The 21,608-nt window shown below is 74.9% G+C and carries 17 protein-coding genes; 14 read left to right on the forward strand and 3 right to left on the reverse strand.

The window, feature by feature from the left end:
- Position 1: 1 nt before the first annotated feature.
- Both BLV02_RS11090 and BLV02_RS11095 read left to right on the forward strand, forming a co-directional pair.
- Positions 2–790: a carbohydrate ABC transporter permease gene (locus tag BLV02_RS11090; RefSeq protein ID WP_069112793.1), complete on the forward strand. Its 789-nt coding sequence runs from the start codon at positions 2–4 to the stop codon at positions 788–790.
- 28 nt (positions 791–818) lie between these two features.
- A complete protein-coding gene (locus tag BLV02_RS11095) occupies positions 819–1,961 on the forward strand; it encodes a glycoside hydrolase family 99-like domain-containing protein (protein ID WP_069112792.1) in 1,143 nt (380 codons plus the stop codon).
- Positions 1,962–1,968: 7 nt separating this feature from the next.
- Here BLV02_RS11095 and BLV02_RS11100 read toward each other — a convergent pair whose 3' ends face one another.
- The gene (locus tag BLV02_RS11100) at positions 1,969–2,457 is read right to left on the reverse strand and encodes an Lrp/AsnC family transcriptional regulator (protein WP_216094346.1); all 489 of its coding nucleotides are present in this window, start codon (positions 2,455–2,457) and stop codon (positions 1,969–1,971) included.
- Positions 2,458–2,603: 146 nt separating this feature from the next.
- Between BLV02_RS11100 and BLV02_RS11105 the strand changes: the two genes are divergently transcribed.
- Positions 2,604–5,990, forward strand: a complete 3,387-nt coding sequence (locus tag BLV02_RS11105; RefSeq protein ID WP_069112791.1) for an indolepyruvate ferredoxin oxidoreductase family protein — start codon at positions 2,604–2,606, stop codon at positions 5,988–5,990.
- On the opposite strand, the gene BLV02_RS11110 is transcribed toward BLV02_RS11105, so the two are convergent.
- Positions 5,977–7,083, reverse strand: a complete 1,107-nt coding sequence (locus BLV02_RS11110; RefSeq protein WP_069112790.1) for a serine hydrolase domain-containing protein — start codon at positions 7,081–7,083, stop codon at positions 5,977–5,979. The genes BLV02_RS11105 and BLV02_RS11110 overlap by 14 nt on opposite strands.
- A 112-nt stretch (positions 7,084–7,195) precedes the next feature.
- Between BLV02_RS11110 and BLV02_RS11115 the strand changes: the two genes are divergently transcribed.
- The 5 genes from BLV02_RS11115 to BLV02_RS11135 all read left to right on the forward strand — a co-directional run bounded on the left by BLV02_RS11115 (position 7,196) and on the right by BLV02_RS11135 (position 12,942).
- The gene (locus tag BLV02_RS11115) at positions 7,196–7,759 is read left to right on the forward strand and encodes a Cif family virulence factor (protein ID WP_069112789.1); all 564 of its coding nucleotides are present in this window, start codon (positions 7,196–7,198) and stop codon (positions 7,757–7,759) included.
- Between the two features lie 154 nt (positions 7,760–7,913).
- A complete protein-coding gene (locus tag BLV02_RS11120) occupies positions 7,914–9,290 on the forward strand; it encodes an amidohydrolase family protein (RefSeq protein ID WP_216094344.1) in 1,377 nt (458 codons plus the stop codon).
- A gap of 12 nt (positions 9,291–9,302) precedes the next feature.
- Positions 9,303–10,589 carry an amidohydrolase gene (locus tag BLV02_RS11125; protein WP_069112788.1) on the forward strand — a complete coding sequence of 429 codons (1,287 nt, stop codon included), beginning with the start codon at positions 9,303–9,305 and terminating at the stop codon, positions 10,587–10,589.
- On the forward strand, positions 10,586–11,950 hold the full coding sequence (locus BLV02_RS11130; RefSeq protein ID WP_069112787.1) for a dihydroorotase: 1,365 nt from the start codon (positions 10,586–10,588) through the stop codon (positions 11,948–11,950). Before BLV02_RS11125 ends, BLV02_RS11130 begins: the two co-directional genes overlap by 4 nt.
- A complete protein-coding gene (locus BLV02_RS11135) occupies positions 11,947–12,942 on the forward strand; it encodes an LLM class flavin-dependent oxidoreductase (protein ID WP_069112786.1) in 996 nt (331 codons plus the stop codon). The genes BLV02_RS11130 and BLV02_RS11135 overlap by 4 nt, the downstream gene beginning before the upstream one ends.
- Before the next feature lie 485 nt (positions 12,943–13,427).
- On the opposite strand, the gene BLV02_RS11140 is transcribed toward BLV02_RS11135, so the two are convergent.
- Positions 13,428–14,594, reverse strand: coding sequence for an amidohydrolase family protein (locus BLV02_RS11140; RefSeq protein ID WP_069112785.1), 1,167 nt, complete (start codon positions 14,592–14,594; stop codon positions 13,428–13,430).
- A 46-nt stretch (positions 14,595–14,640) separates the two neighbouring features.
- On the opposite strand from BLV02_RS11140, the gene BLV02_RS11145 reads away from it, so the two are divergent.
- From BLV02_RS11145 to BLV02_RS11170, 6 genes are all read left to right on the forward strand, one after another.
- On the forward strand, positions 14,641–15,978 hold the full coding sequence (locus BLV02_RS11145; protein ID WP_069112784.1) for an amidohydrolase family protein: 1,338 nt from the start codon (positions 14,641–14,643) through the stop codon (positions 15,976–15,978).
- Positions 15,975–16,565 carry a phosphoribosyltransferase family protein gene (locus BLV02_RS11150; protein WP_069112783.1) on the forward strand — a complete coding sequence of 197 codons (591 nt, stop codon included), beginning with the start codon at positions 15,975–15,977 and terminating at the stop codon, positions 16,563–16,565. Before BLV02_RS11145 ends, BLV02_RS11150 begins: the two co-directional genes overlap by 4 nt.
- Positions 16,562–17,848 carry a Zn-dependent hydrolase gene (locus BLV02_RS11155; protein ID WP_069112782.1) on the forward strand — a complete coding sequence of 429 codons (1,287 nt, stop codon included), beginning with the start codon at positions 16,562–16,564 and terminating at the stop codon, positions 17,846–17,848. The genes BLV02_RS11150 and BLV02_RS11155 overlap by 4 nt, the downstream gene beginning before the upstream one ends.
- The gene (locus tag BLV02_RS11160; RefSeq protein ID WP_069112781.1) at positions 17,845–19,248 is read left to right on the forward strand and encodes a dihydroorotase; all 1,404 of its coding nucleotides are present in this window, start codon (positions 17,845–17,847) and stop codon (positions 19,246–19,248) included. Before BLV02_RS11155 ends, BLV02_RS11160 begins: the two co-directional genes overlap by 4 nt.
- The gene (locus BLV02_RS11165) at positions 19,245–20,543 is read left to right on the forward strand and encodes an MmgE/PrpD family protein (protein ID WP_069112780.1); all 1,299 of its coding nucleotides are present in this window, start codon (positions 19,245–19,247) and stop codon (positions 20,541–20,543) included. The genes BLV02_RS11160 and BLV02_RS11165 overlap by 4 nt, the downstream gene beginning before the upstream one ends.
- A 325-nt stretch (positions 20,544–20,868) precedes the next feature.
- On the forward strand, positions 20,869–21,582 hold the full coding sequence (locus tag BLV02_RS11170; protein WP_074946281.1) for an endonuclease domain-containing protein: 714 nt from the start codon (positions 20,869–20,871) through the stop codon (positions 21,580–21,582).
- Positions 21,583–21,608 lie beyond the last annotated feature (26 nt).

Consider the following 21,608-nt stretch of genomic DNA (forward strand, 5'->3'; position numbering starts at 1 on the left):
GATGTTCCGTCATCAGTCGACGACCGGCCGGGTCGTCAGCCAGGTCCTCGTGATCGTCCTGCTGCTGGTCTTCCTGCTCCCGCTGCTGCTCGTGGTCAGGGAGTCGCTGCAGGGGGAGGGCTGGCGCAACTACGTCGAGGTGGTCGCGGACACGCCGTTCGTGCGCTTCTTCCTCAACAGCCTCGTCATCGCCGGCAGCACCGTCGCCGTCGTCACGGCGGTCGCCATGGCCGCCGCCCACGGCATGGTCGTGTTGCGCGCCGCTCTCGGGCGGACCAGTCAGCTGGCGATCGTCGCCGGGCTGGCGCTGCCCGGCATGGCGCTCACGGTGCCGTTGTTCGTCACCGTGCAGCGGCTCGGCCTGTTCGACTCGCCGATCGCGGTGATCCTCCCGCTGAGCGGGCTGGCCGTTCCGTTCGGGGTGCTCGTCGCCCGCAACTACCTGGCCGGGATCCCCGGCGAGATCCACGAAGCCGCCCGGCTGGACGGCGCCGGCGCCGGGCAGCTCTTCGCGCGCATCGTCGTGCCGCTGGCCCGGCCGATCATGGCCGTCATCGTCATCTTCACGTTCCTCGCCGCATGGAACGAGTACTTCCTGCCGCTGCTGTTCCTCCAGGAGCCCTCCGCCCAGGTGGTGACCCAGATCCCCACCTACTTCCAGAGCGAGCGGCACATCGACCTGCCGAAGGTGTTCGCCGCCAACCTGCTCATCAGCCTGCCGATCGTCGTGCTCTACCTGGTGTTCCAGCGCCAGGTGCGGGCCGGCTTCCTCGCGGGCGCCATCAAGTGACCGACGCCACCAGAAAGTGGGACACCTCGTGCGACCCGATGTACTGGCCTACTACTTCCCGCACTGGCACGCCGACGAGCGCGATGCCGCGTGGATCTCGCCGGGTTTCACGGAGTGGGAGCTGGTCCAGAACGCCGTTCCCCGCTTCCCCGGACATCGCCAGCCGCGGGTGCCGGCGCTCGGCCACCGCGACGAGAGCGACCCCGTCGTCATGGAGTCCGAGGTGCGCCTCGCCCGTGACCACGGCATCGACGGCTTCATCTTCGACTTCTACTGGTACGACGACGGGCCCTACCTGCAGAGCGCCCTCGACCGCGGGTTCCTCGGCCGGACTCTGGACGGGAGCCCGTTCCGGTTCGCGCTCATGTGGGCGAACCACGACCTGATGGACGTGTACCCACTGCCCGCGCCCACCTCGCGGACCCGGCCCCGGCTGCTGCGTCCGGGCGCCGTCGGCCGCGACGCCTTCGACGCGATGGCCGACCACATCGTGGCGACGTACTTCAGCCGGCCGGACTACTACACGGTGGCCGGGCGCCCGTTCTTCTCCCTCTACGAGCTGGGCACGTTCGTCGCGGCCATGGGCGGGGTCGACGCCGCCGCCGACGCGCTGCGCTCCCTCGACGCCAAGGCCCGGCGGGCCGGGCTGCCGGGCGTCCATCTCGACGTCGTCGTGTGGGGCGCCGGCGTCCTGCCCAACCACGTGACCATCGACCGGCCGGCGCAGCTGCTCCAGGCGCTGCCGGTCGCGTCGACCAGCTCCTACACCTGGATGCACCACGTCGACCTCGCCACCCACCCGTTCCCGGTGGGCGACTGGGACCGCGTCAGGGAGGAGGCGTTCGACCACTACCGCGCGTACCCCGGCGAGCTGTCGCTGCCGTTCCTGCCCAACATCTCCGTCGGCTGGGACAGCTCGCCGCGGACCTCGCCGGACGGGCCGTGGGAGAACAACCCCGGCTACGGCTGGACCCCGGTGTTCGAGTGCTCGTCGGCGTCGATCGCGAAGGCGGCCGCCGACGCCACCGAACTGCTCGCGGCGCAGCCGGACGCGCCGCCCATCGTGACGGTCAACGCCTGGAACGAGTGGACCGAGGGCTCCTACCTGCTCCCCGACACCGATCGGGGCACCGAGCTGCTGCGGGCCCTGGCGGCGGCGTTCCCGCGCTGAGGCGCCGTCAGGGGGCGGTGTCTCGCGCCATGCGGTCGATCAGCGGCCGGACGCGGTGCGCGATGCGCCGGCGCAGCACCGGCTCGGTGCGGGTCCGCAGCACCCCCGGCACCGCGAGGATCTGCTGGAGCACCTCCTCGGTGTTCTCCGGGCCGGTGGAGACGACGTGGCACATGAGGTCGGCGTCGCCGGCGATGGAGTCGACCTGGATGACCTCGGGGATCTCCGCGAGGCGTTCGGTGACGTGGTCGAGCACGCCCTGCGCGAGGTTCAGCCGCACGTAGGACAGCGCCGGGAAGCCGAGCGCGGCCGCCGCGACCCCCGGCTCGTGGCCGGTGATCACGCCCAGCCGGGCCATGCGGTCCAGCCGGGACTGGACGGTGCCGCGGGCGACGCCGAGCAGCCGGGCGTACTCGCGGACGCCGGCCCGGGGCCGGTCGAGGCTCACCTGGAGGATCGACAGGTCCAGACCGTCGAGCGAAGGGGTCACGGGCACCTGGCCAATGGTCGGCTCGGGGCGCGCGAAGCGCCTGGATGATGGGCCACTGGCCCAACGGAAGCGGCCAGGTCTTGACCCGATGGTATGCCGATCACCAGAGTGGGCGCACCATCGGCACGACTCGGAGGACGCTCGACGTGACTGTGACCGTCGTACGGCCCCGGGACCGCTACACGGCGGCTCAGGGCCGGGTTCAGCTGACCGGCGTGCAGGCCCTGGCCCGGCTGCCGATCGAGCAGGCCCGCCGCGACCGCAACGCGGGCCTCGACACCGCCACCTTCGTCTCCGGCTACGAGGGCTCGCCGCTGGCCGGCTACGACCTCGAGCTGAACCGCATCCGCGAGCTGCTGGACGAGAACGCGGTGACGTTCGTGCCCGGGCTGAACGAGGAGGCGGCGGCGACGTCGGTGCAGGGCAGCCAGCTGGTCCCGACGGTCGACGGCGCGAGCCGGGACGGGGTGCTGGGCATCTGGTACGGCAAGGCGCCGGGCCTGGACCGCGCCACCGACGCGCTGCGCCACGGCAACCTCATGGGCGCGCACCCGCGCGGCGGCGCGCTCGTGCTGGTCGGCGACGACCCGGCGGCGAAGTCGAGCAGCGTGCCGTGCGCGTCGGAGTTCGCCCTCGCCGACCTCGCGATGCCGTTCCTGTATCCGGCCGACAGCGCCGAGGTGCTGGAGTTGGGGCTGCACGCCGTCGAGCTGTCCCGGTCCAGCGGGCTGTGGGTGGGCCTGAAGATCGTGACGTCGGTGGCCGACGGCACCTCGACCGTCGTGCTCGGCGACGACGGCCCGGCGCCGGTGCGCCCGGCCGGGTCGGGCCGGCACGTGCCGACGGCGCGGCTGCTGCAGCCGACGCTCGGCCCGCTCGAACGCGACCAGCTCACCACCCGGCTGCGGCTGGCCCGCGAGTACGCGCGGCTGAACGACCTCAACCGGACGGTCGGGCGCGGCCCGGCGGACCGCCTCGGCATCGTCGCGCCCGGGCGTACGTACCTCGACGTCGTCACGGCGCTGGAGAAGCTCGGCCTGCCCGCCGGCGCGCTCGAGGACAGCCCGGTGCGGCTGCTCAAGGTCGCCATGCCGTACCCGCTCGACGACGAGACCCTGCGCGAGTTCGCGGCCGGCCTCGACGAGGTGGTAGTCGTCGAGGAGAAGCGGTCCTTCCTGGCGACGGCGGTCAAGGAGGCGCTGTACGACCTCGACCACCGGCCGGTCGTGACGGGCAAGACCGACCCCGCCGGCGCAGAGCTGTTCCCGGCCTACGGCGAGCTCGACGTCGACCTCGTCACGGCCCGGCTCGCCCGCCGCCTCGCCGCGCACGGCCTGACCACCGCCGAGCCGGACCGCGACCCGTCGGCGGTGGCCGGTCGCACCCGGCTGCCGCTGCTGCGGCGCGCGCCGTACTTCTGCTCCGGCTGCCCGCACAACACGTCGACGAAGACGGTGGACGGCTCGCTGGTCGGCGCCGGCATCGGCTGCCACGCCATGGTCCTGCTGATGGACGAGGCGCAGGCCGGGACGGTCACCGGGCTGAGCCAGATGGGCGGCGAAGGGCTGCAGTGGATCGGCATGGCGCCGTTCGTCGACCGGGGGCACTACGTGCAGAACCTCGGCGACGGGACGTTCGACCACTCCGGTTCGCTGGCCATCCGGGCCGCCGTCGCGGCCGGCGTGAACCTCACCTACAAGCTGCTCTACAACTCCGCGGTCGCGATGACCGGCGGCCAGCGTCCCGCGGGCGGCATGAGCGTCGCCCAGGTGGTGGACGTGCTCCGCGCCGAGGGCGTGGCGCGCGTCATCGTCACGACCGAGGACCCGGGCCGGCACCGGAGGCTGCCGCCCGGCGTCGCCGTCTGGGACCGGTCCCGCTTCGCCGAGGCCGAGCGGGTGCTGGCCGCCACGCCTGGCGTCACCGTCCTGCTGCACGACCAGGAGTGCGCCACCGAGCGGCGGCGCCGGCGCCGCCGCACGGCGTCCGATCAGCCCGAGACGCGGGTCGTCATCGACGAGCGCATCTGCGAGGGCTGCGGCGACTGCGGCCGCAAGTCCAACTGCCTGTCCGTGCACCCGGTGGCCACCGAGTTCGGCCGGAAGACCGCCATCCACCAGGGCTCCTGCAACCTCGACTACAGCTGCCTGGAGGGCGACTGCCCGGCCTTCCTGACGGTGACGGTGCCCGCGGGCGCCCGCGGCCGTGCGGCGGCCGCCGGCATCGACGCGGCGGAGCTGCCCGACCCGGTCGTGGCGGGGGAGCGCGACGGGTTCGGCGTCCGGCTCGCCGGGGTCGGCGGCACCGGCGTCGTCACCGCGTCGCAGATCCTCGCCACCGCGGGCCTGCTGGCCGGCTGGAACGTCCGCTCCCTCGACCAGACCGGGCTCGCCCAGAAGGGCGGCGCCGTGGTGTCCGACGTCCGGTTCCGGCGCGCGGGCGACGAGGCGAACAAGCTGGCCGCGGGGGAGTGCGACCTGTATCTCGGCTGCGACCTGCTGGTCGCCGCCGACCCGACGCACCTGGCCGTGGCCTCGCCCGAGCGCACCACCGCGGTGCTCTCCGTCGCCGAGCTGCCGACCGGCGCGATGGTCAGTGACGTCACCGTGACCTTCCCGGACGTCGGCGACCTGGCCGGACGGGTCGAGGCCGAGGCCCGGGCGACGCACCTGCTGGACGCCCGCGAGCTCACCCTCGGGCTGTTCGGGGACGACCAGTACGCCAACCTGTTCGTCGTCGGCGCCGGGTTCCAGGCCGGCGGGCTGCCGCTGCCCGCCGCAGCCGTGGAGGAGGCGATCCGGCTCAACGGGGTGGCCGTCGAGGCGAACCTGCAGGCGTTCCGCCGCGGCCGCCAGTACGTCGTCGACCCCGAAGCCGTCACCGCGCTGGCCGGGCGGCGGCGGGCCGAGCCGGCCACCCTCGCCGACGTGGTGGCGCTGCGGGTGGCCGAGCTGACCGACTACCAGAACGCCGCCTACGCCGCCGGGTACGAGGCGCGGGTCGAGCGGGTGCGCCGCGCCGAGGCGGCCGCCGACCCGCGGTCTGCCGTCCTCACCGAGACGGTGGCGCGGAACCTGCACAAGCTGCTGGCCTACAAGGACGAGTACGAGGTCGCCCGGCTGGCGCTGCGGCCCGACGCCGGCGCGGAGATCGAGGAGCGGTTCGGTCCCGGCGCCCGGGCGGCGTGGAACCTGCACCCGCCGGTGCTGCGGGCGCTCGGCATGAAGCGCAAGCTGCGGCTGGGCCCGTGGTTCCGGGTGGTCTTCCGGGCGCTGCGGTCGCTGCGGGTCCTGCGCGGCACCCCGTTCGACCCGTTCGGCCGGGCGCACGTGCGCCGGGTCGAGCGGGAGCTGGTGCGCGAGTACCTCGCGGTGCTGGACGAACTGGAGGCGCGGCTCGACGCCGGGTCGCTCGGGCAGGCCGTGCACGTGGCCGGCCTGCCCGACCTCGTGCGCGGCTACGAGGACGTCAAGCTGGCCAACGTCGAGCGGTACCGGGCCGAACTGGCGGAGGCGATGACGGCGTTCAGACGGCCTTGATCAGGTTGTCGCCCATCGAGAACGCGATCTGGCCGATGCGGGCGTGGTCGTGCAGGCGGCGGGTCACGTAGCCCACGGCGTGGTCGTTGCCGAACGACCAGTAACCGGCCGAACCGCCGAGCCCGCCCATGCCGATGAAGTTCTCGGTGCGGAACATGCCGAGCGTCCAGTTCACCCGCTCCTGCACGGTCTGGTCGACGTCGGTGACCTGGGTGGTGACGAACTCGGCGTGCAGCTTCTCGCCGAGCAGCTCGCGCAGTGGGCCGTCGGGGTCGGTGACCGTGGCGTAGAAGCCGGCCAGCGCCCGCGCCGACGTGTGCAGGTTGATGGCGGCGAAGGTCGACTGCCGGAACGCCGTCGAGTTGATGCGCCCCATGTCCATGGCGCCGTGCGGCCGCGACAGCGCGCGGTCGTAGGTGGGGCAGACGTCCGTCAGCATCTGGGCCGCGCCGCCGGGCAGCCCGTGCTCCAGCTCGGCCACCCGCGGCAGCTCGCTGGTGGGGACGCCGAACCAGGCGTCCATGCCCAGCGCCGGCCGGGCGACGTCGTTGAACCAGTGCCCGAGCGGCCGGCCGGTGGCGGCGCGCAGCAGGCCGTCGAGCAGGTGCCCGTAGGTGAGCGCGTGCTCGGCCAGCACGGTGCCGGGCGGCGTCTCGGGCGGGGCGGCGGCGAGGACCTCGCGCAGCGCCTCCTCGTCGACGAGGTCGACGGTCTCGGCGGCGGGCGGGAAGGCCGGCTGTCCGGCGCGGTGCGTCAGCACGTCGCGCACCGTCGTGCGGTCCTTGCCGGAGCGCCCGTACTCGGGCCAGTAGGCCGCGACCGGCCGGTCCAGCTCCAGGGCGCCCGTGGCCGCGGCGGTCAGCGTGGCCAGCGCGGCGAACGGCTTCGAGGTCGAGTAGGTGTGCGCCAGGGTGTCAGGGGTCCAGGGCCGCGTCCGTTCGGCGTCGCTCCAGCCGGCGGTGAGGTTGACGACCTCGGTGCCGCCCGACCAGATCGACAGGCCCGCGCCGGTCTCCTGTCTGTCGGCGACGAACCTGCTCAGCAGCTCGGTGACGCCGTCGTAGCCGTCGCCGGCGAATCCCTGGACCGACATGTGCCCTCCTCGCTGGCCGTGTAATCAAATTACAGTCTGGCACCTCTGGTGCCGTCCCGCCAGCCTATGTAATCTGATTACACGAGTCGTTTCGACCGGAAGGGGAAGGCACGTGCAGAACCAGGCAGCCGGGCAGGCCGACGACGTGGAGCAGCTGCTGAAGCTGCACCGCGACTGGTACTTCTCCAACTTCGAGATCAACATCCCGCTGATGCGGACCATCTTCCCGCCGAAGCGCGACCAGTTCCTCATGCTCAACCTCAACGACCACCCGTACTTCGGCGTCGACGACCTCGACGCGCTGTGGTCGTTCTACGCGCGCACCGACCGCTGGGGCCTGTGCGAGGACCACGTCATGCGCGTCGACGTCGCCGGCGACATGGGCTACATCGTGTCGGAGGGCATCTACCCGTCCTGGGTGATCAAGGACCACGACGGCAACCCGCTGCCCGAGGAGGTCGACGCGACCTTCCGGTACCGCTCCACCGAGGTCTACAAGCGCGACGACGGCGAGGGCGGGCGCGAGTGGAAGATGTGGCACTTCCACTGCTCGACCCGGCCCGACGACGACGCCGTCCCCGACGCGAAGACCGCCGCCGACACCTCGCGTCAGCGCGGCCTCGGCAACACGCCCTACAGCCAGGGAACCCTCGTCGAGTACTCAGGGGGTGTGTGATGGATCTTCGGCGGCGCGGATCGGCGCTCAGACGCCGACCAGCTGCGTTGTCGTCGTCGTCCGATGGCTCCGCATCGACCTCCTTCTCCGCCTTGCTGGACCGACGACTGGACGCCGCCCGCATCCACCAATATCCATCACACACCCCCTGACCGTGTCCGACGCGACGCGGTGCGACCTGCTGCTGACCGGCGGCGCCGTCGTCACCATGGACGCCGCGACCGGCGTGGTCGAGGACGGCGCGGTCGCCGTGCTCGGCGACCGGGTGAGCGCCGTCGGGACCGCCGCCGAGCTGGCCGGGCTGCGGGCCGCGCGCACCGTCGACTGCCGCGGCACGGCGGTGCTGCCGGGCCTCGTCGACACCCACACGCACCTCTACCAGGGCCTGGCCCGCAGCCTCGGCGAGGGGATGCCGCTGTGGTCCTGGCTGGCCGATTTCATGTGGCCCTACGCCGCGGCGCTGACCCGGGAGGACGCCCGGGTGGCGGCGCTGCTCGGCGCGGTCGAGGCGGCCCGGGCCGGTACGACGGCGCTGCTGGACCACCACTACGCCCCGGCCGACCCGGAGACCGTGCTCGCCGTCGCCGCGGCCGTCGAGGCCGTGGGGCTGCGGGGTGTCGTCGCCCGCGGCATGGCGGGCACGCCCAGCGCGGTGGCCCGCGACCACGGGCTCGACGGCGGCCTGTTCGCGCACTCCACGGCCACCGAGCTGGAGCTGACCCGCGCGTGCGTCGCCGCCCGGCCGCCGGGTAGCCGCGTCGAGGTGTGGCCCGGCCCGCACAACGTCACGTACGCCGACCAGGAGCTGCTGCGCGGGTCTGCCGCGCTCGCCCGCGAGCTGGGGACGGGCTGGCACGCGCACTGCGCGTCGACGCCGCGCGACCCCGAGGTGTACCGCGGCGCCTACGGCACCACGCCGGTCGCCTGGCTGCACGAGTGGGGCCTGCTCGGCCCGCGCACGACGCTCGCCCACGGCATCCACCTCAGCGACGCCGAGGTGCGCATGGTGGGCGAGACCGGCACCGCGGTGGCGCACTGCCCGGTGTCGAACCAGTACGGCGCCGACGGCGTCCTGCGGCTGCGCGAGCTGCGCGCGGCAGGCGCGGTCGTCGCGCTGGGCACCGACGGCGCGGCCTACAACCACCGTCAGGACCTGTTCGAGTGCATGAAGCAGGCGGTGCTGGTGCAGCGGCTGCACCGGCTCGACCCGGACGCGTCGCGCAGCGGCGAGGCGCTGGCGCTCGCGACCCGCGAGGGCGCCCGCCTGCTCGGCGTCGACGCGGGCGTCCTGGCGCCCGGGCGGCTGGCTGACGTCACCGTCGTCGGGCTCGGCGCGCCGCACCTGACGCCGCACCACGACGTCGGGGCCGCGCTCGTGTACGCGGCCCGCGGCTCGGACGTGCGCATGACGATCGTCGGCGGCGAGGTCGTCGTCGAGGACGGCCGCTGCGTGCGGGTGGACGAGGACGCGATCGTCGCGGAGGCGCTGGACCGGGCCCGGGCCGTGGCGCGCCGGGCCGGGATCGTCTGAGAAGGGACCGAGATGAGCCGAGCCGACGCCGTCCTGGCCATGACCGCGGACCGCCGCGACCTGCACGCCCACGCCGAGCCGGGGTGGTGCGAGGTGCGCACGGCGTCGCTCGTGGCCCGCCGGCTGGCCGGCCTCGGCTACGCCGTGCGGGTCGGGCGCGAGGTGGTGGCCGCGGACCGGCCCGGCCTGCCGCCCGCCGCGGAGCTGGCCGCGGCGTACGACCGGGCGCTGGCCGCCGGCGCCGACCCGGAGTACGCCGCGCTCGTCCGCGACGGGTTCACCGGCGTGGTGGCCACGCTGGCGACCGGGCGGCCGGGACCGGTCGTGGCGCTGCGCTTCGACATCGACGCGAACTACGGGCACGAGTCGGCCGACCCCGCGCACCCCGCCGAGCGCGACGGCTACCGCTCCCGCGTCGACGGCGTGCACCACAGCTGCGGCCACGACGCGCACACCGCCATCGGGCTTGCGGTGGCGCACGAGCTGGCGGCCGCCGGCGGGCCGTCCGCCGGCGAGGTGCGGCTGATCTTCCAGCCCGCGGAGGAGGGCCTGCGCGGCGGCCCGGCGATGGTCGCGGCGGGTGTCGCCGACGGCGTCGACGTGCTGCTCGGCTGCCACATCGGCGTGCAGGCCCGCGAGACCGGCGAGGTGGTGGCCGGCTACCGGCGCATCCTCGCCAGCCACAAGTTCGACGTGCGCTTCCGCGGCCGCAACGCCCACGCGGGCATCTCGCCGCACGAGGGCCGCAACGCGGTCCAGGCCGCCGCGATCGCCGTCCAGAACCTGCTGGCGATCAGCCGCCACGGCGACGGCGAGACCCGGGTCAACGTCGGCACGATCGAGGGCGGCGAGACCCGCAACTCGGTGCCGGCGCACGCCCTGCTGCGGTGCGAGGTCCGCGCCGACGACAACGCCATCCTGGGCTACCTGTGCGACCGGGTCGAGGAGGTCGTGCGCGGGGCCGCCGCCGTCACCGGCGTCGAGGCCCGGGTCGAGACCGCCGGCGGAGCGGCGGGCGCGGACAGCACGCCGGAACTGGCTGCCGTGGTGGGCCGGGTCGCGGCCGGCGTGCACGGCGTCACTCGGGTGCGCGACACCGCCGACTTCAAGGGCAGCGACGACATGAGCAGCTTCATGAACGCCGTCCAGGACGCCGGCGGCCGGGCCGTCTACTTCGGGCTCGGGTCGCGCCTCGGCGACGTGCACCACGCGCCGGGCTTCGACGTCGACGACGACGCGCTGGTCATCGGCCGCGACGTGTTCCTCGGCTGCCTGCGCGAGCTGGGCGTGCTCGGGTGAGCGCCGACGTCGTCTTCCGCGGCGCCACGACGGTGCTGCCCGGCGGGACGGCGCTCGCGGACGTCGCCGTGACCGGCGGTGTCATCGCGGCGGTGGGCGGGCCGGGCACGCTGAGCGCCGCCGAGGTCGTCGACGTCCGCGGCCGCGTCCTGCTGCCCGGCGCCGTCGACGTCCACGTGCACTTCCGCCAGCCGGGGTTCGAGCACAAGGAGGACTTCGGCACCGGCAGCGCCGCGGCCGCCTGCGGCGGCGTCACCACGGTCTGCGACATGCCGAACACGCACCCGCCGGTGACGAGCGCCGGGCGGTTCCGGGCCAAGCGCGACCTCGTGCGCGGCACATCGCACGTGGACTACGGGCTGTGGGCCGGCGGCACCGACGTCGCCGAGCTGGCGGCGATGGCCGGGCTCGGCGCCGTCGGGGTCAAGGTCTACCTGAACCGGTCACACCGTGACGACGACCCGTACACCGACGAGCTGTCGACGCCGGACGACGACACCCTGCGGGCGGTGTTCCGGGCCTGCGCGGAGCGGGCGGTGCCGGTCGCGGTGCACGTCGCGGACCACGAGCGGGAGGTGGCGCTGCGGGCGGAACTGCGTGCGGCCGGGACGGCCGACGCGCGGCTGGTGTGCCGGTCGTACCGGGGCGACGGCGTCCTGGCCGCGCTCGCCCGGGTGCTGGCGGCCGCGGCCGACACCGGCTGCCGCGTCCACATCGCGCACGCGTCGCTCGCTCCGGTCGCCGCGCTCGACCTGATCGCCGCCGCCCGCCGCTCCGGCGTCCGCGTCACCGCCGAGTGCGGCCCGCCCGCGCTGCTCGAGGACGACCTCGCCCGCCTCGGCGTCCTCGGGGTGCCGTTCGCGTTCCCGGCCTCGGAGGCCGAGACGTACTGGGCCGCGCTCGCCGACGGGCGGGTCGACCTGGTGGCCACCGACCACGCGCCGCACTCCCAGGCGGACAAGGCGGCCGGCCGCGACGACCTGTGGGCGGCGCCGCCGGGCTACCCGGGCGTCGAGACCGTCCTGCCGTTGCTGGTCGACGCGGTGCTGGCCGGGCGGCTGAGCTGGTCGCGGCTGGCCGCGCTGACCAGCGCCGCGCCCGCCCGGCTGGGCGGCCTGGCCGGCAAGGGCGCGATCGAGCGCGGCCGCGACGCCGACCTCGTCGTCGTCGACCCCGCCGCCACCACGACCGTCGACGCGGCCCGGCTGCACAGCCGCGCGGGCTGGTCGCCGTTCGACGGCCGCCGCCTGGCCGGCGCGGTCGTCGCCACCTACCTGCGCGGCCGTGAGATCGCCCGCGGCGGCGAGCTGCTGCCCGGCGCGCCGGCCGGGCGGTTCCTGACACCCGGAGGACGCGCGTGAGGATCGGGCTGCACTACAGCTTCCAGGCCGGGCCGGGCGAGTCCGGCCACCGGGTGGTGGAGCGCGGGCTGCGCGACATCGCCGCCGCCGACGCGCGCGGGTTCTCGTCGGTGCTCTTCGCCGAGCACCACTTCCTCGACGACGGCTGGCTGCCGCGCCCGATGCTGCTGGCCGCCGCTGCCGCCGCGGTGACGTCGCGGATGCGGATCGGCACCGACATCGTCATCCTCGCCCTGCACCACCCCGTCGCCGTCGCCGAGGAGGCGGCCGTGCTGGACCTGATGTCGGGCGGCCGCGCCATCCTCGGCGTCGGCCTGGGCTGGGTCGAGGCCGAGTTCGACGGCTTCGGCGTGCCGTACCGGCGGCGGGCGCGGATCTACCAGGAGTCCATCGGCCAGGTCCGCCGCTTGCTGGCCGGCGAGGTCGTCGACGGCGCCGGCCACTACGCGTTCCGCGGCGCCCGGGTGCGCCCGCTGCCGGTCAACCCCGCGGGCGTCCCGCTCTGGCTGGGCGCCCTGGAGGACCCCGGCGTCCGGCGCGCCGCCGCCAGCGGCGACGCGTGGGTGATGCCGCCCGGCCACTCGCTCGACCGGCTGCGCCGGCAGCTCGCGCTGTTCCGCACGGCCCGCGAGTCGGCCGGGCTGGCGCCGGTGACCGAGCAGCCGCTGCGCCGCGAGGCGTTCGTCGCCGAGACCGACGAGCGGGCGTGGGAGCTGTTCGCGCCGGGGCTGCGGCACGAGTACGGCAAGGTCTACCGCCCGCTGCACCCCACCTACCCGGACGACGACTCCCTCGACCACCTCCGCCGCTGGGCCGACGGCCGCTTCCTGGTCGGCTCGCCCGAGACGGTGGCCGCCGACCTGCGCCGCTACGAGGCCGACCTCGGCGTCACCGAGTGCCTCGTCCGCTTCCAGCTCCCGGGCGTGAGCGCCCAGGCGGTCGGCGACGCGCTCGACGGCCTCGCCGAGACGATCGCCCTGCTGGACGCCTGATGCGGCGCCGGCTCAGACCGGCTCGGTCGGCTCGGGCCTTCTCGTGGGCGGGCGTTCCGTTGGCTGGCCGGCCGTCGGCTGGGTCAGCCACGTTCGCCGTCCCCCTGGGGTCGCTTCGCGACGTCGGGTTGGACTTGACCTGCGGCTCCGCGGCCAAGAGCGGGCACCTTTCAGGGGGACGGGGGAGTCTGGGCACGCCTTGGCCACGGCGGCCGTCATCCGGCGCTACGGCGGGTGAGGTGCCCACCACGCGAGTGAAGTCGACGATCCGGAGCCGACTTCGATAGCCAGAACCACGCGAACAGCCCACCAACGGCGCCCAGGACGCGATGCCCGCTATCGAAGACGGGCGAACGGCTGCCGCCGACGTCCTCCGGCGCCACGGCGAGTGACTGTGCCCGCACTTCCCCCGTCCCCCTGAGAACTGGCAGCACCAGGGGAGCGGCCAACCCGGGCCAGCCCGACCAACGCCCGGCAGCGGCGGCTCAGGCGGGCTCGTACATCGAGCGGACCAGCGCCTTGCCGTCGGCCACCAGGCGGCGGCCGCGGGCGAACACGTCGACGATGAGGTCGTCGTCGAGGACGAGGAGGTCGGCGTCGGCGCCGACGCCGAGGTGGCCCTTGCGGTCCAGGCCGAGGGCGCGGGCCGGGTTGCTGGTGACGAACGACAGCGCCAGCTCCAGCGGCACCCCGTGCTCGCGCACCAGCTCGGTCACCGTGTCCCAGAGCCAGCCGAGGCTCTTCTCGTACACGTCGCGGGTGCCGTCGGCGCGCAGGATCGGGACGCTGGCGTTGCCGTCGGTGGTCATGGTCACCAGGCCCGGGTCGACGCCGGCCGCGAGGGTCCGCACGACGGCCTCGGCGGCGGGCACGGCGCGGGGGTGGCCGAAGGCCGGCGTCAGGATCGGGTTGAAGTCGACGTAGCCGCCGGCCGCCGCGACGTCGAGGACGGCCTGCATGGTGTGCTCGGTGTAGTTGCCGTGCGTCGCCTGGAACCGGTGCGCCGGCACGCCGGACGCGCGCATCGCGTGCAGGAACTGCCGGGCCGGGTCGGGCGACTGGCCGAGGTGCGCGTGCAGTAGGCAGGCCTTGCCGGTGGCGCCGGCGAGGTAGTGCAACTGGGCGGCCAGCTCGACCAGCTCCTCGTCGCGGAACGGGGTGGCCTTCACCTCGCCGAGCGCGACCTTCACCCCGATGAACCGCTCGATGGTGAAGAGGTCGCCGAGCAGCGAGCCGGTGACGGTGCGGAACGGCCGCTGGAAGCCGCCGGCCATCGCGTAGGCGGAGATGCCCTCGCTGTCCAGCGCGTACGTCTTCGCCAGCAGCCCTTCGAGGCTCTTGGCCACCATGTCCAGCCCGGGCGGCGCGACGACGGTCGTGATGCCCGCGAGCGCCAGCTCACCGGCCCACAGCTCGGGGATCCGCGACGCGTAGCCCTCGTTGCCGCCACCGCCGATGACGTGCAGGTGGCCGTCGACGAGACCGGGCACGACGCGGCGGCCGGCGGCGTCGAGCTCGACGACGTCCAGCCCGCCCAGGTCGAGGCGTTCGCCGATCGCGACGACCCGGCCGCCGGCGAGCAGGAGGTCGCGGACGCCGATGTCGCCGGGCGCGTGGAGGTGGCCGTTCCTGATGGCGTGGAGGTCGCTCACGGTGTTAATGTAATCCGATTACAAAACCCTGCGCAAGGGAGCCGCCATGCCGGACCAGCTCACCGCGATCACCGCGCGCTGGACCCTGCTGCCGCTGCCGTCCGGGGGAGTGGAGGCGGCCGAGAACGCCACCGTGCTGGTCCGGGGGCACCGCATCGAGGACGTCGTGCGCGGCCCGGCGGTGCAGGCGGACCGGCGGGTCGAGCTGCCGCGCGGAATCGTCCTGCCCGGCTTCGTGAACCTGCACAACCACGCGCTCAACGGCCCGGTGTTCCGCGGCATCGTCGACGATGCCACGGTCGCGGCCGACACCATCGTCTACGACCTGCTGCTGCCGCTCGGCGATCTCGCGGGCGAGGTCCTGACCGACGACGAGTTGCGCGCGGTGTACCGGCTGGCGGTGCTCGAGCTGCTCCGGACCGGGACCACGAGCGTCCTGGACATGCCGCGGGCGCAGCACCACGGGTTCCTCGACGCGGCCGGCGAGCTGGGGCTGCGCGCGTTCGTCGCACCGTACGTCTTCTCCGCGCCCGACGAGGACGCCTCGCTGGCCGCCGCGCTCGCCGTCGCGGACCGCTATGACGGCGGGAGGATCCGGGTCGGGTTCGGGCCGCACGCCACGGACACCTGCTCGCCCCGGCTGCTGCGCCGCATCGCCGCGCTGGCCGCCGAGCGCGACACGTTCGTCAGCATCCACGTCGCGCAGAGCCGCAACGAGGTCGAGCAGGTGCGAGCCCGGCACGGGCGCACCCCGGTCGAGTACCTGCACGACACCGGGCTGCTCGGCCCGCGCACGGTGGTGGCGCACGGGGTCTACGTCGAGGACGGCGACCTCGCCCTGCTCCGCGACTCGGGCGCCACGGTGGCGCACTGCCCGCTGACGTTCGCGCGCAGCGGGGTGACGGTGACGTTCGACCGCTTCCACCGCGCCGGGGTGCGCACCGGCATCGGCACCGACGCGTACAGCTTCGACCACTTCGGCGAGCTGCGCGCCGCCGGCCTGATCGCGAAGCTCAGCAGCGGTGACGGCGCCGTGGCCGACGCGCCGACGCTGCTGGCGGCCGCCACGAGCACCGGCGGCGCCGCGCTGGGTGGCCGCGTCGGTGCGATCGAGCCCGGCCGGCTCGCCGACCTCGTCGGCGTCGACCTGTCCGCGCCGCACCTGCAACCGGTCCGCGATCCGCTGCGCAACCTGGTCTGGAACGCGACCCCGGCCGACGTCGCCTTCGTCATGGTCGACGGCCGGACGGTCGTCGACGGCGGCCGGGTGGCCGGCTGCGACGAGCGCCGGGTCGTCGACGAGGCCGCCGCCGCGGTGGACCGGCTCTGGCACGCGGCCGAGGCCGCCGGCGTCCTGCCGCCGATCGAGAGGACCCCCGCATGACCACCGCCCGTCCACCCGACTTCCTGACCGCGCTGGCCGTCGGCGACCTCAGCGTCTTCCAGCCCGACGACGTGCGCCGCGACGAGCTGCTGGCCGATCTCGTCGCCGCCGCGTGGGGCACGCACGGTGAGTTCATCGACGCCGACCAGTTCCTCACCAAGCCGACGGTGCTGCGGCGGCTGGCCTCGATCCTCGCCGCGCGGGTCCCGGCCGGCGTCGACCGCCTCGTCGGCCGCGACCCGCACTCGCTGGTGCTGGGCGCGGCGCTGGCCCTGGAGACCGGGCTCCCGCTGGTCGTCGCCCGCGTGGTGGAGTCCGGCGACGGGCCGCGGCTGGGCCTGCACGGCGAGCTGCACGCGGGCGAGCGCGTGCTCGTCGTCGAGGGCGTGACGGGCACCGGGGCGTCGGCCGCCGAGGCGGTGCGCGCGGTGCGCGAGCGCGGCGCCGTCGTGGCCGGCGTGCTGGCGGCCGTCGACCGCGGCCACGGCGCCGCCGAGCTGCTGGAGGGCGTCGCGGTGACGCTGGACCGGCTGTTCTCCGACGACGAGCTGCGGCGCACGGCGACCCGCGGCCGGGCGGCGTCATGAGCGCGGTGCGCCCGGCCGACCCGGACCGGCTGTGGTCGACGCTGCAGACGATGGCCGCGTTGAGCGAGCCGGGCCCCGGCGTCACCCGGCTGGCCTACACGCCGCTGGAACGCGAGGCGCACGACCGCTTCGCCGAGTGGATGGCCACGGCCGGCTGCACCATCGCCGTCGATCCCGCCGGCAACACCGTGGCGACCCGTCCGGGCCGGGCGGCGGGTCCGGCCACCGGCACCGGCAGTCACCTGGACTCCGTCTACCACGGCGGCCGCTTCGACGGCATCGCCGGCACGATGGCCGCCGTCGAGGTGGCCCGGCTGCTGCACGAGGCGGGCGCCGAGACCGCGCTGCCGCTGCGCTTCGTCGCCTTCGCCGGTGAGGAGGGCGCCCGCTTCGGCCAGGCCTGCTGCGGCTCCAAGTTGGCCGCCGGGCTGTCGTCGCGGGCCGAGCTGGACGCCCGCCGCGACCGCGACGGCGTCTCGCTGGCCGCGGCCATGGCCGCCGTCGGCCTGGACCCGGACGCAGCGGCCCGGGCCGCGTGGGACCCCGCCGAGTGGTCCGCGTTCGTCGAGCTGCACGTCGAGCAGGGCGCCGTCCTGGAGCGGGCGAAGCTCGACGTCGGCGTCGTCGACCTCATCTCCGGCTCCACCCGCATCGAGCTGACGGTCACCGGGCAGGCGTCGCACACCGGCGGCACGCCGATGCCGGGCCGCTCCGACGCCCTGGCGGCAGCCGCCGAGGCGGTGCTGCTCGCCGAGCAGGTGGCGCTGGACCCCCGGCATCGTGGGACCCGGGCGACTGTCGGGCGGCTGAGCGTGCTGCCCGGCTCGATCACCACCATCCCCGGGCAGGCGACGTTCTCGCTCGACGTCCGCGACGTCGACGCCGACCGGCAGCGCCAGTCCGCCGCCGAGATCGTCACCCGCATGCGGGCGGCGTGCCTGCGCCGCGGCACCCGGCTGGACGCGCGGCTGCTCGCCGACACGTCCGCCGTCGTGCTGCCCGACTGGGTGCGCACCGAGGTGACGGCGGCGGCGACGGAGCTCGGCCTGCGCTACCGGGTGCTGACCTCCGGCGCGAGCCACGACGCGCAGATGGTGAACCGGCTGGTGCCGACCGCGATGATCTTCGTGCCGAGCCGGCACGGCCTCTCCCACGTCCCGGAGGAGTGGACCGAGCCGGCGCAGCTGGCGGCCGGCGCCGACCTGCTGCTCGCGGCGCTGCTCCGGCTGGACGCCCGGGCGGCCGCGGCCGCGACGCTCGAGAACGCCGGAGGTGCGCGGTGAGGGTGGTCGTGACCGGGGGAGAGCTGGTCACCGAGCAGGGGCCGATCGCCGCCGACCTGCTGCTCTCGGGCGGACGGGTCGAGGCATGGCTGGACCGCGGCGCCACCGTCGCCGCCGACGAGCGGGTCGACGCGGCCGGGCTGCTGGTCTTCCCCGGTTTCATCGACCCACACGTGCACTCGCGCGATCCCGGCCACACGCACAAGGAGACGTTCCATCACGCGACGCTGGGCGCCCTGTGCGGCGGCACGACGACCGTCCTGGAGATGCCCAACGCCGTGCCGGCCGTCACCGACGTCGCGACGTTCGAGCAGCGCCGGGCCGCCCACGCCGAGCGCGCCTGGACCGACTTCGGGCTGTGGGGGATGGCGCTGGGCCCGGCCAACCTCGACGACGTCCCGCTGCTGCACCGGGCCGGCGCCGTCGCGGTGAAGTTCTTCTGGGGCTACGCGCTGGACAAGGAGACCAAGGGCCTGGTCTACAACTTCGCGGCGGCGCCGCCGGAGTCGCTGCTGCTGCCGCCGGAGAACGGCGAGGTGCTGGAGCTGTTCCGCACGGTGGCCGGCTACGGCGGGCTGCTGGCCGCGCACTGCGAGGACCGGCACGTCCTGGCCCGCTCGGCCGAGCTGCTGGGGCACCCGATCACGACCTACGACGACCTGCTGGCCGCGCGACCGGCCGTCGCCGAGGCCGCCTCCATCGCCGTCGGCGCCCAGTTCTCGCTGGCCACCGGCTGCCGGTTCCACGTCGTGCACATGGCGTCGGCCGCGGGCGCGACGGTGGTGCGCGAGGCGCGGGCCGCCGGCGCCGCCGTGACGGCCGAGACCTGCCCGCAGTACCTCACGCTGACCGACGCCGACGCCGACCGGCTCGGCCCGGCGATCAAGGTGTACCCGCCGGTGCGGTCGCAGGCCGACCAGGACGCGCTGTGGGCCGGCATCGCCGACGGGACCATCGGCTCGGTCGGCTCCGACCACGCGCCGCACCTGCTGGAGGAGAAGCTGCGCGGGTTCGAGGACGCGCCCGCCGGCGGGCTGGGGGTCGAGACGCTGGCGCCGCTCATGGTCGACGCGATGGCGCGCGGCCGGATCACCCCGTCGCGGCTGGCCGAGGTGCTCTCGGCCGGGACGGCGCGGCTGTACGGCCTGTGGCCGCGCAAGGGCAGCCTGCGCCCGGGCGCCGACGCCGACCTCACGCTGGTCGACCCGCGCGGCTCGGCCCGCATCGCCAACGAGCGCATGCACGCGCTGAACCCCGTCACGACCTGGGACGGCTGGGAGCTGCACGGCCGGGTCGTCGCGTCGCTGCTCGGCGGTGTGCCCGCGATGCGCGACGGCGAGCCGGTCGGCGAGCGCCGCGGCCGCTTCGTCGCGGCCCGGCACTCGGGGGTGTTCGCGTGACGGACGAGCTGATCGCGCTGCTGGAGCGCCGGGTGGCGGAGGCCGCGGCACTGCGCTGGGACGACCTGCCGGCCGGCCTGCGCGCGCACGCCGGCCTGATACTGGCCGACACCGTGGGCGTCGTCGCGGCGGGCGCGCGGTCCGCGGAGGTCCGTGCGCTCGCGGCCGACCCGCTGCTCGGCCTCGGCCCGGACGGTCCCGCGCGCACCCTCGCGCCCGGCCGCCCGCGCGGCGACCCCGCGACGGTGGCCTGGGTCAACGGCACCGCCGGCACCTTTCTGGAGCTGGACGAGGGGTACCGGCCGACCGGGCACCCGGCGATCCACGTCCTGCCGGCGGCGCTGGCCACGGCCGAGACGGTGCACGCCGACGGCGCCCGGCTCGGCGCCGCGTTCGTCGCCGGGTACGAGGTGGCCGCGCTGCTGTTCGAGTCGTTCCGGCTCCCGCCGCCGATGCACCCGCACGGGCACTTCGGCGCGCTGGGCGCCGCCACCGCCGTCGCGATGCTGCGCGGCGACGACCCGGTCGCCGTGGTGCGCGTGGCGGCGACGCAGCCGCTGCTCACCGGCTGGGCGGCCTGCTACGAGGGCGCCACGGCGCGCAACAGCTGGACCGGCCACGCCGGGCGCGCCGGTGTCCAGGCGTCGATGCTGCACCGGGCCGGATTCACCGGGTCGCTGAGCTCGCACCTCTCCGTCGTCGCGCCGTACGCCCTCGACCCCGGCGGCCTGCGCGATCCGGTGCGCCCGGCGGCGCTGCGGATCGGGCGCAACTACGTCAAGCTGCACTCCGCCTGCGCGCTGACCCACGGCGCGCTGGACGCCACCGTCCGGGCGTGGTCGCGGCTGGGCGCCGACCCGGACGACGTGGCCGAGGTCGTCGTCGACACCGTCAGCGCCAACCTGCGGGTCGACCGTCAGGCCGCGCCCAACGCGCTGTCCACCCGCTTCTCGCTGCCGTACGCCGTCGCGGCGGCGATCCGCACCGGCTCGACCGGACCCGCCGCCTTCGACTGGCGCCCGGACGTCGCCGCACTGGCCGCCCGCGTCCGTGTCCGGGCCGACCCGGAGCTGGACGTGCTCTGGCCGGACGCCGCGCCGGCCCGGGTCCGCATCGGCCTCGCCTCCGGCGCCGCCGCCGAGGCCCGGGCCGACAACCCGCACGGCCACCACAGCGACCCCGCCACCCGCGACGAGCTCCGCGCCAAGTTCGTCCGCCTCGGCGGCGCGGCCGCCACGTTCGACGCGCTCACCGCCTTCGCCGACGCCGCCGACTGCGCCGCCCTGCCCCTCTAGCCCCAACCTGAGTTGATCATGGAGAAGGTCGGCCTCGGGGCGACTCCAGAGCCGACCTTCTCCATGATCAACTCGGGCTGGGGTGGGGTTGTGGATAACTTCCGGGCGATCGGCGGGTTCGGGTGATGATCGGGCGGTGCCACGTCACCGACCTCTCAGCGAGCCGTTCCGATCCCAGCCGTTCTCCGTCGCCGACGCGAGGGCCGCCGGCCTGTCGAAGGACGTGCTTGGCGCGGCTCGATTCCGGCGTCCGTTCCGAGGCGTACGGATCCCCGCGTCGCTGCCCGAGTCACTGCGCACGACGTGCGAGGCCCTCCGGCTCGTCGTGCCCTCGACGGCAGCGTTCTCGCACGAGACGGCGGCTCTGCTGTGCGACCTCCCGGTGCCGGAGTTCGACGGAGACCTCGACGTCATGGTGCCGCCCGGCGTCGTCGTGCCCCGGCTGGCCGGGACGGACGGCCACGTCGGGCTGGACCCGGCGACCGTCATCGAGGTGCGCGGCCTGCCGGTCGTCGCGCCAGAGCGCACGTTCGTCCATCTGGCCGCCACCTGGCGGCGCGACGATCTGGTCGTGCTCGGCGACGCGATCCTGCGCCGGCTGATCCGGCCGGGCGTCGACTCACCCATGGAGACGCGCGTCCGGCTCCTCATCGTCGACGCAGGACTGCCGTGTCCCGAGATCGGGGCGAACGTCATCGACGACACCGGCGCATGGCTCGCCCGGCCCGACCTGTCGTACCCGTCGCTGCGCATCGCGATCGAGTACGACGGCGACCACCACCGCACCGACCAGCGGCAGTGGCGACGCGACCGGTTCCGCGACGAGCGGCTACGCGACCTCGGCTGGATCGTCATCCCGCTCACCGCCGATGACGTCCTCCGATACCCGCGACGCACCGTCGAGCGCATCCGCCGCTACGTCCACCTCCGCTCGGCCCTGCCCGTTGATCACGGAGAAGGTCGGCTCTCGCGGCAGTCGGGAGCCGACCTTCTCCATGATCAACTCGGCGCCGGGGTGCCGTGCGTTCAAAGGGGCTAGTCAGCACCCACCGGCGTATGTAATCT

The organism is Jiangella alba (assembly GCF_900106035.1).
Taxonomy (GTDB): Bacteria; Actinomycetota; Actinomycetes; order Jiangellales; family Jiangellaceae; genus Jiangella; species Jiangella alba.

Coding starts and splice junctions, on each gene's coding strand:
- BLV02_RS11110 (WP_069112790.1), bottom strand. CDS start 7,083: ATGTCGGTCCAGGGATTCGCCGGCGACGGCTACGACGGCGTCACCGAG.
- BLV02_RS11125 (WP_069112788.1), top strand. CDS start 9,303: ATGAGCCGAGCCGACGCCGTCCTGGCCATGACCGCGGACCGCCGCGAC.
- BLV02_RS11145 (WP_069112784.1), top strand. CDS start 14,641: ATGCCGGACCAGCTCACCGCGATCACCGCGCGCTGGACCCTGCTGCCG.
- BLV02_RS11090 (WP_069112793.1), top strand. CDS start 2: ATGTTCCGTCATCAGTCGACGACCGGCCGGGTCGTCAGCCAGGTCCTC.
- BLV02_RS11150 (WP_069112783.1), top strand. CDS start 15,975: ATGACCACCGCCCGTCCACCCGACTTCCTGACCGCGCTGGCCGTCGGC.
- BLV02_RS11155 (WP_069112782.1), top strand. CDS start 16,562: ATGAGCGCGGTGCGCCCGGCCGACCCGGACCGGCTGTGGTCGACGCTG.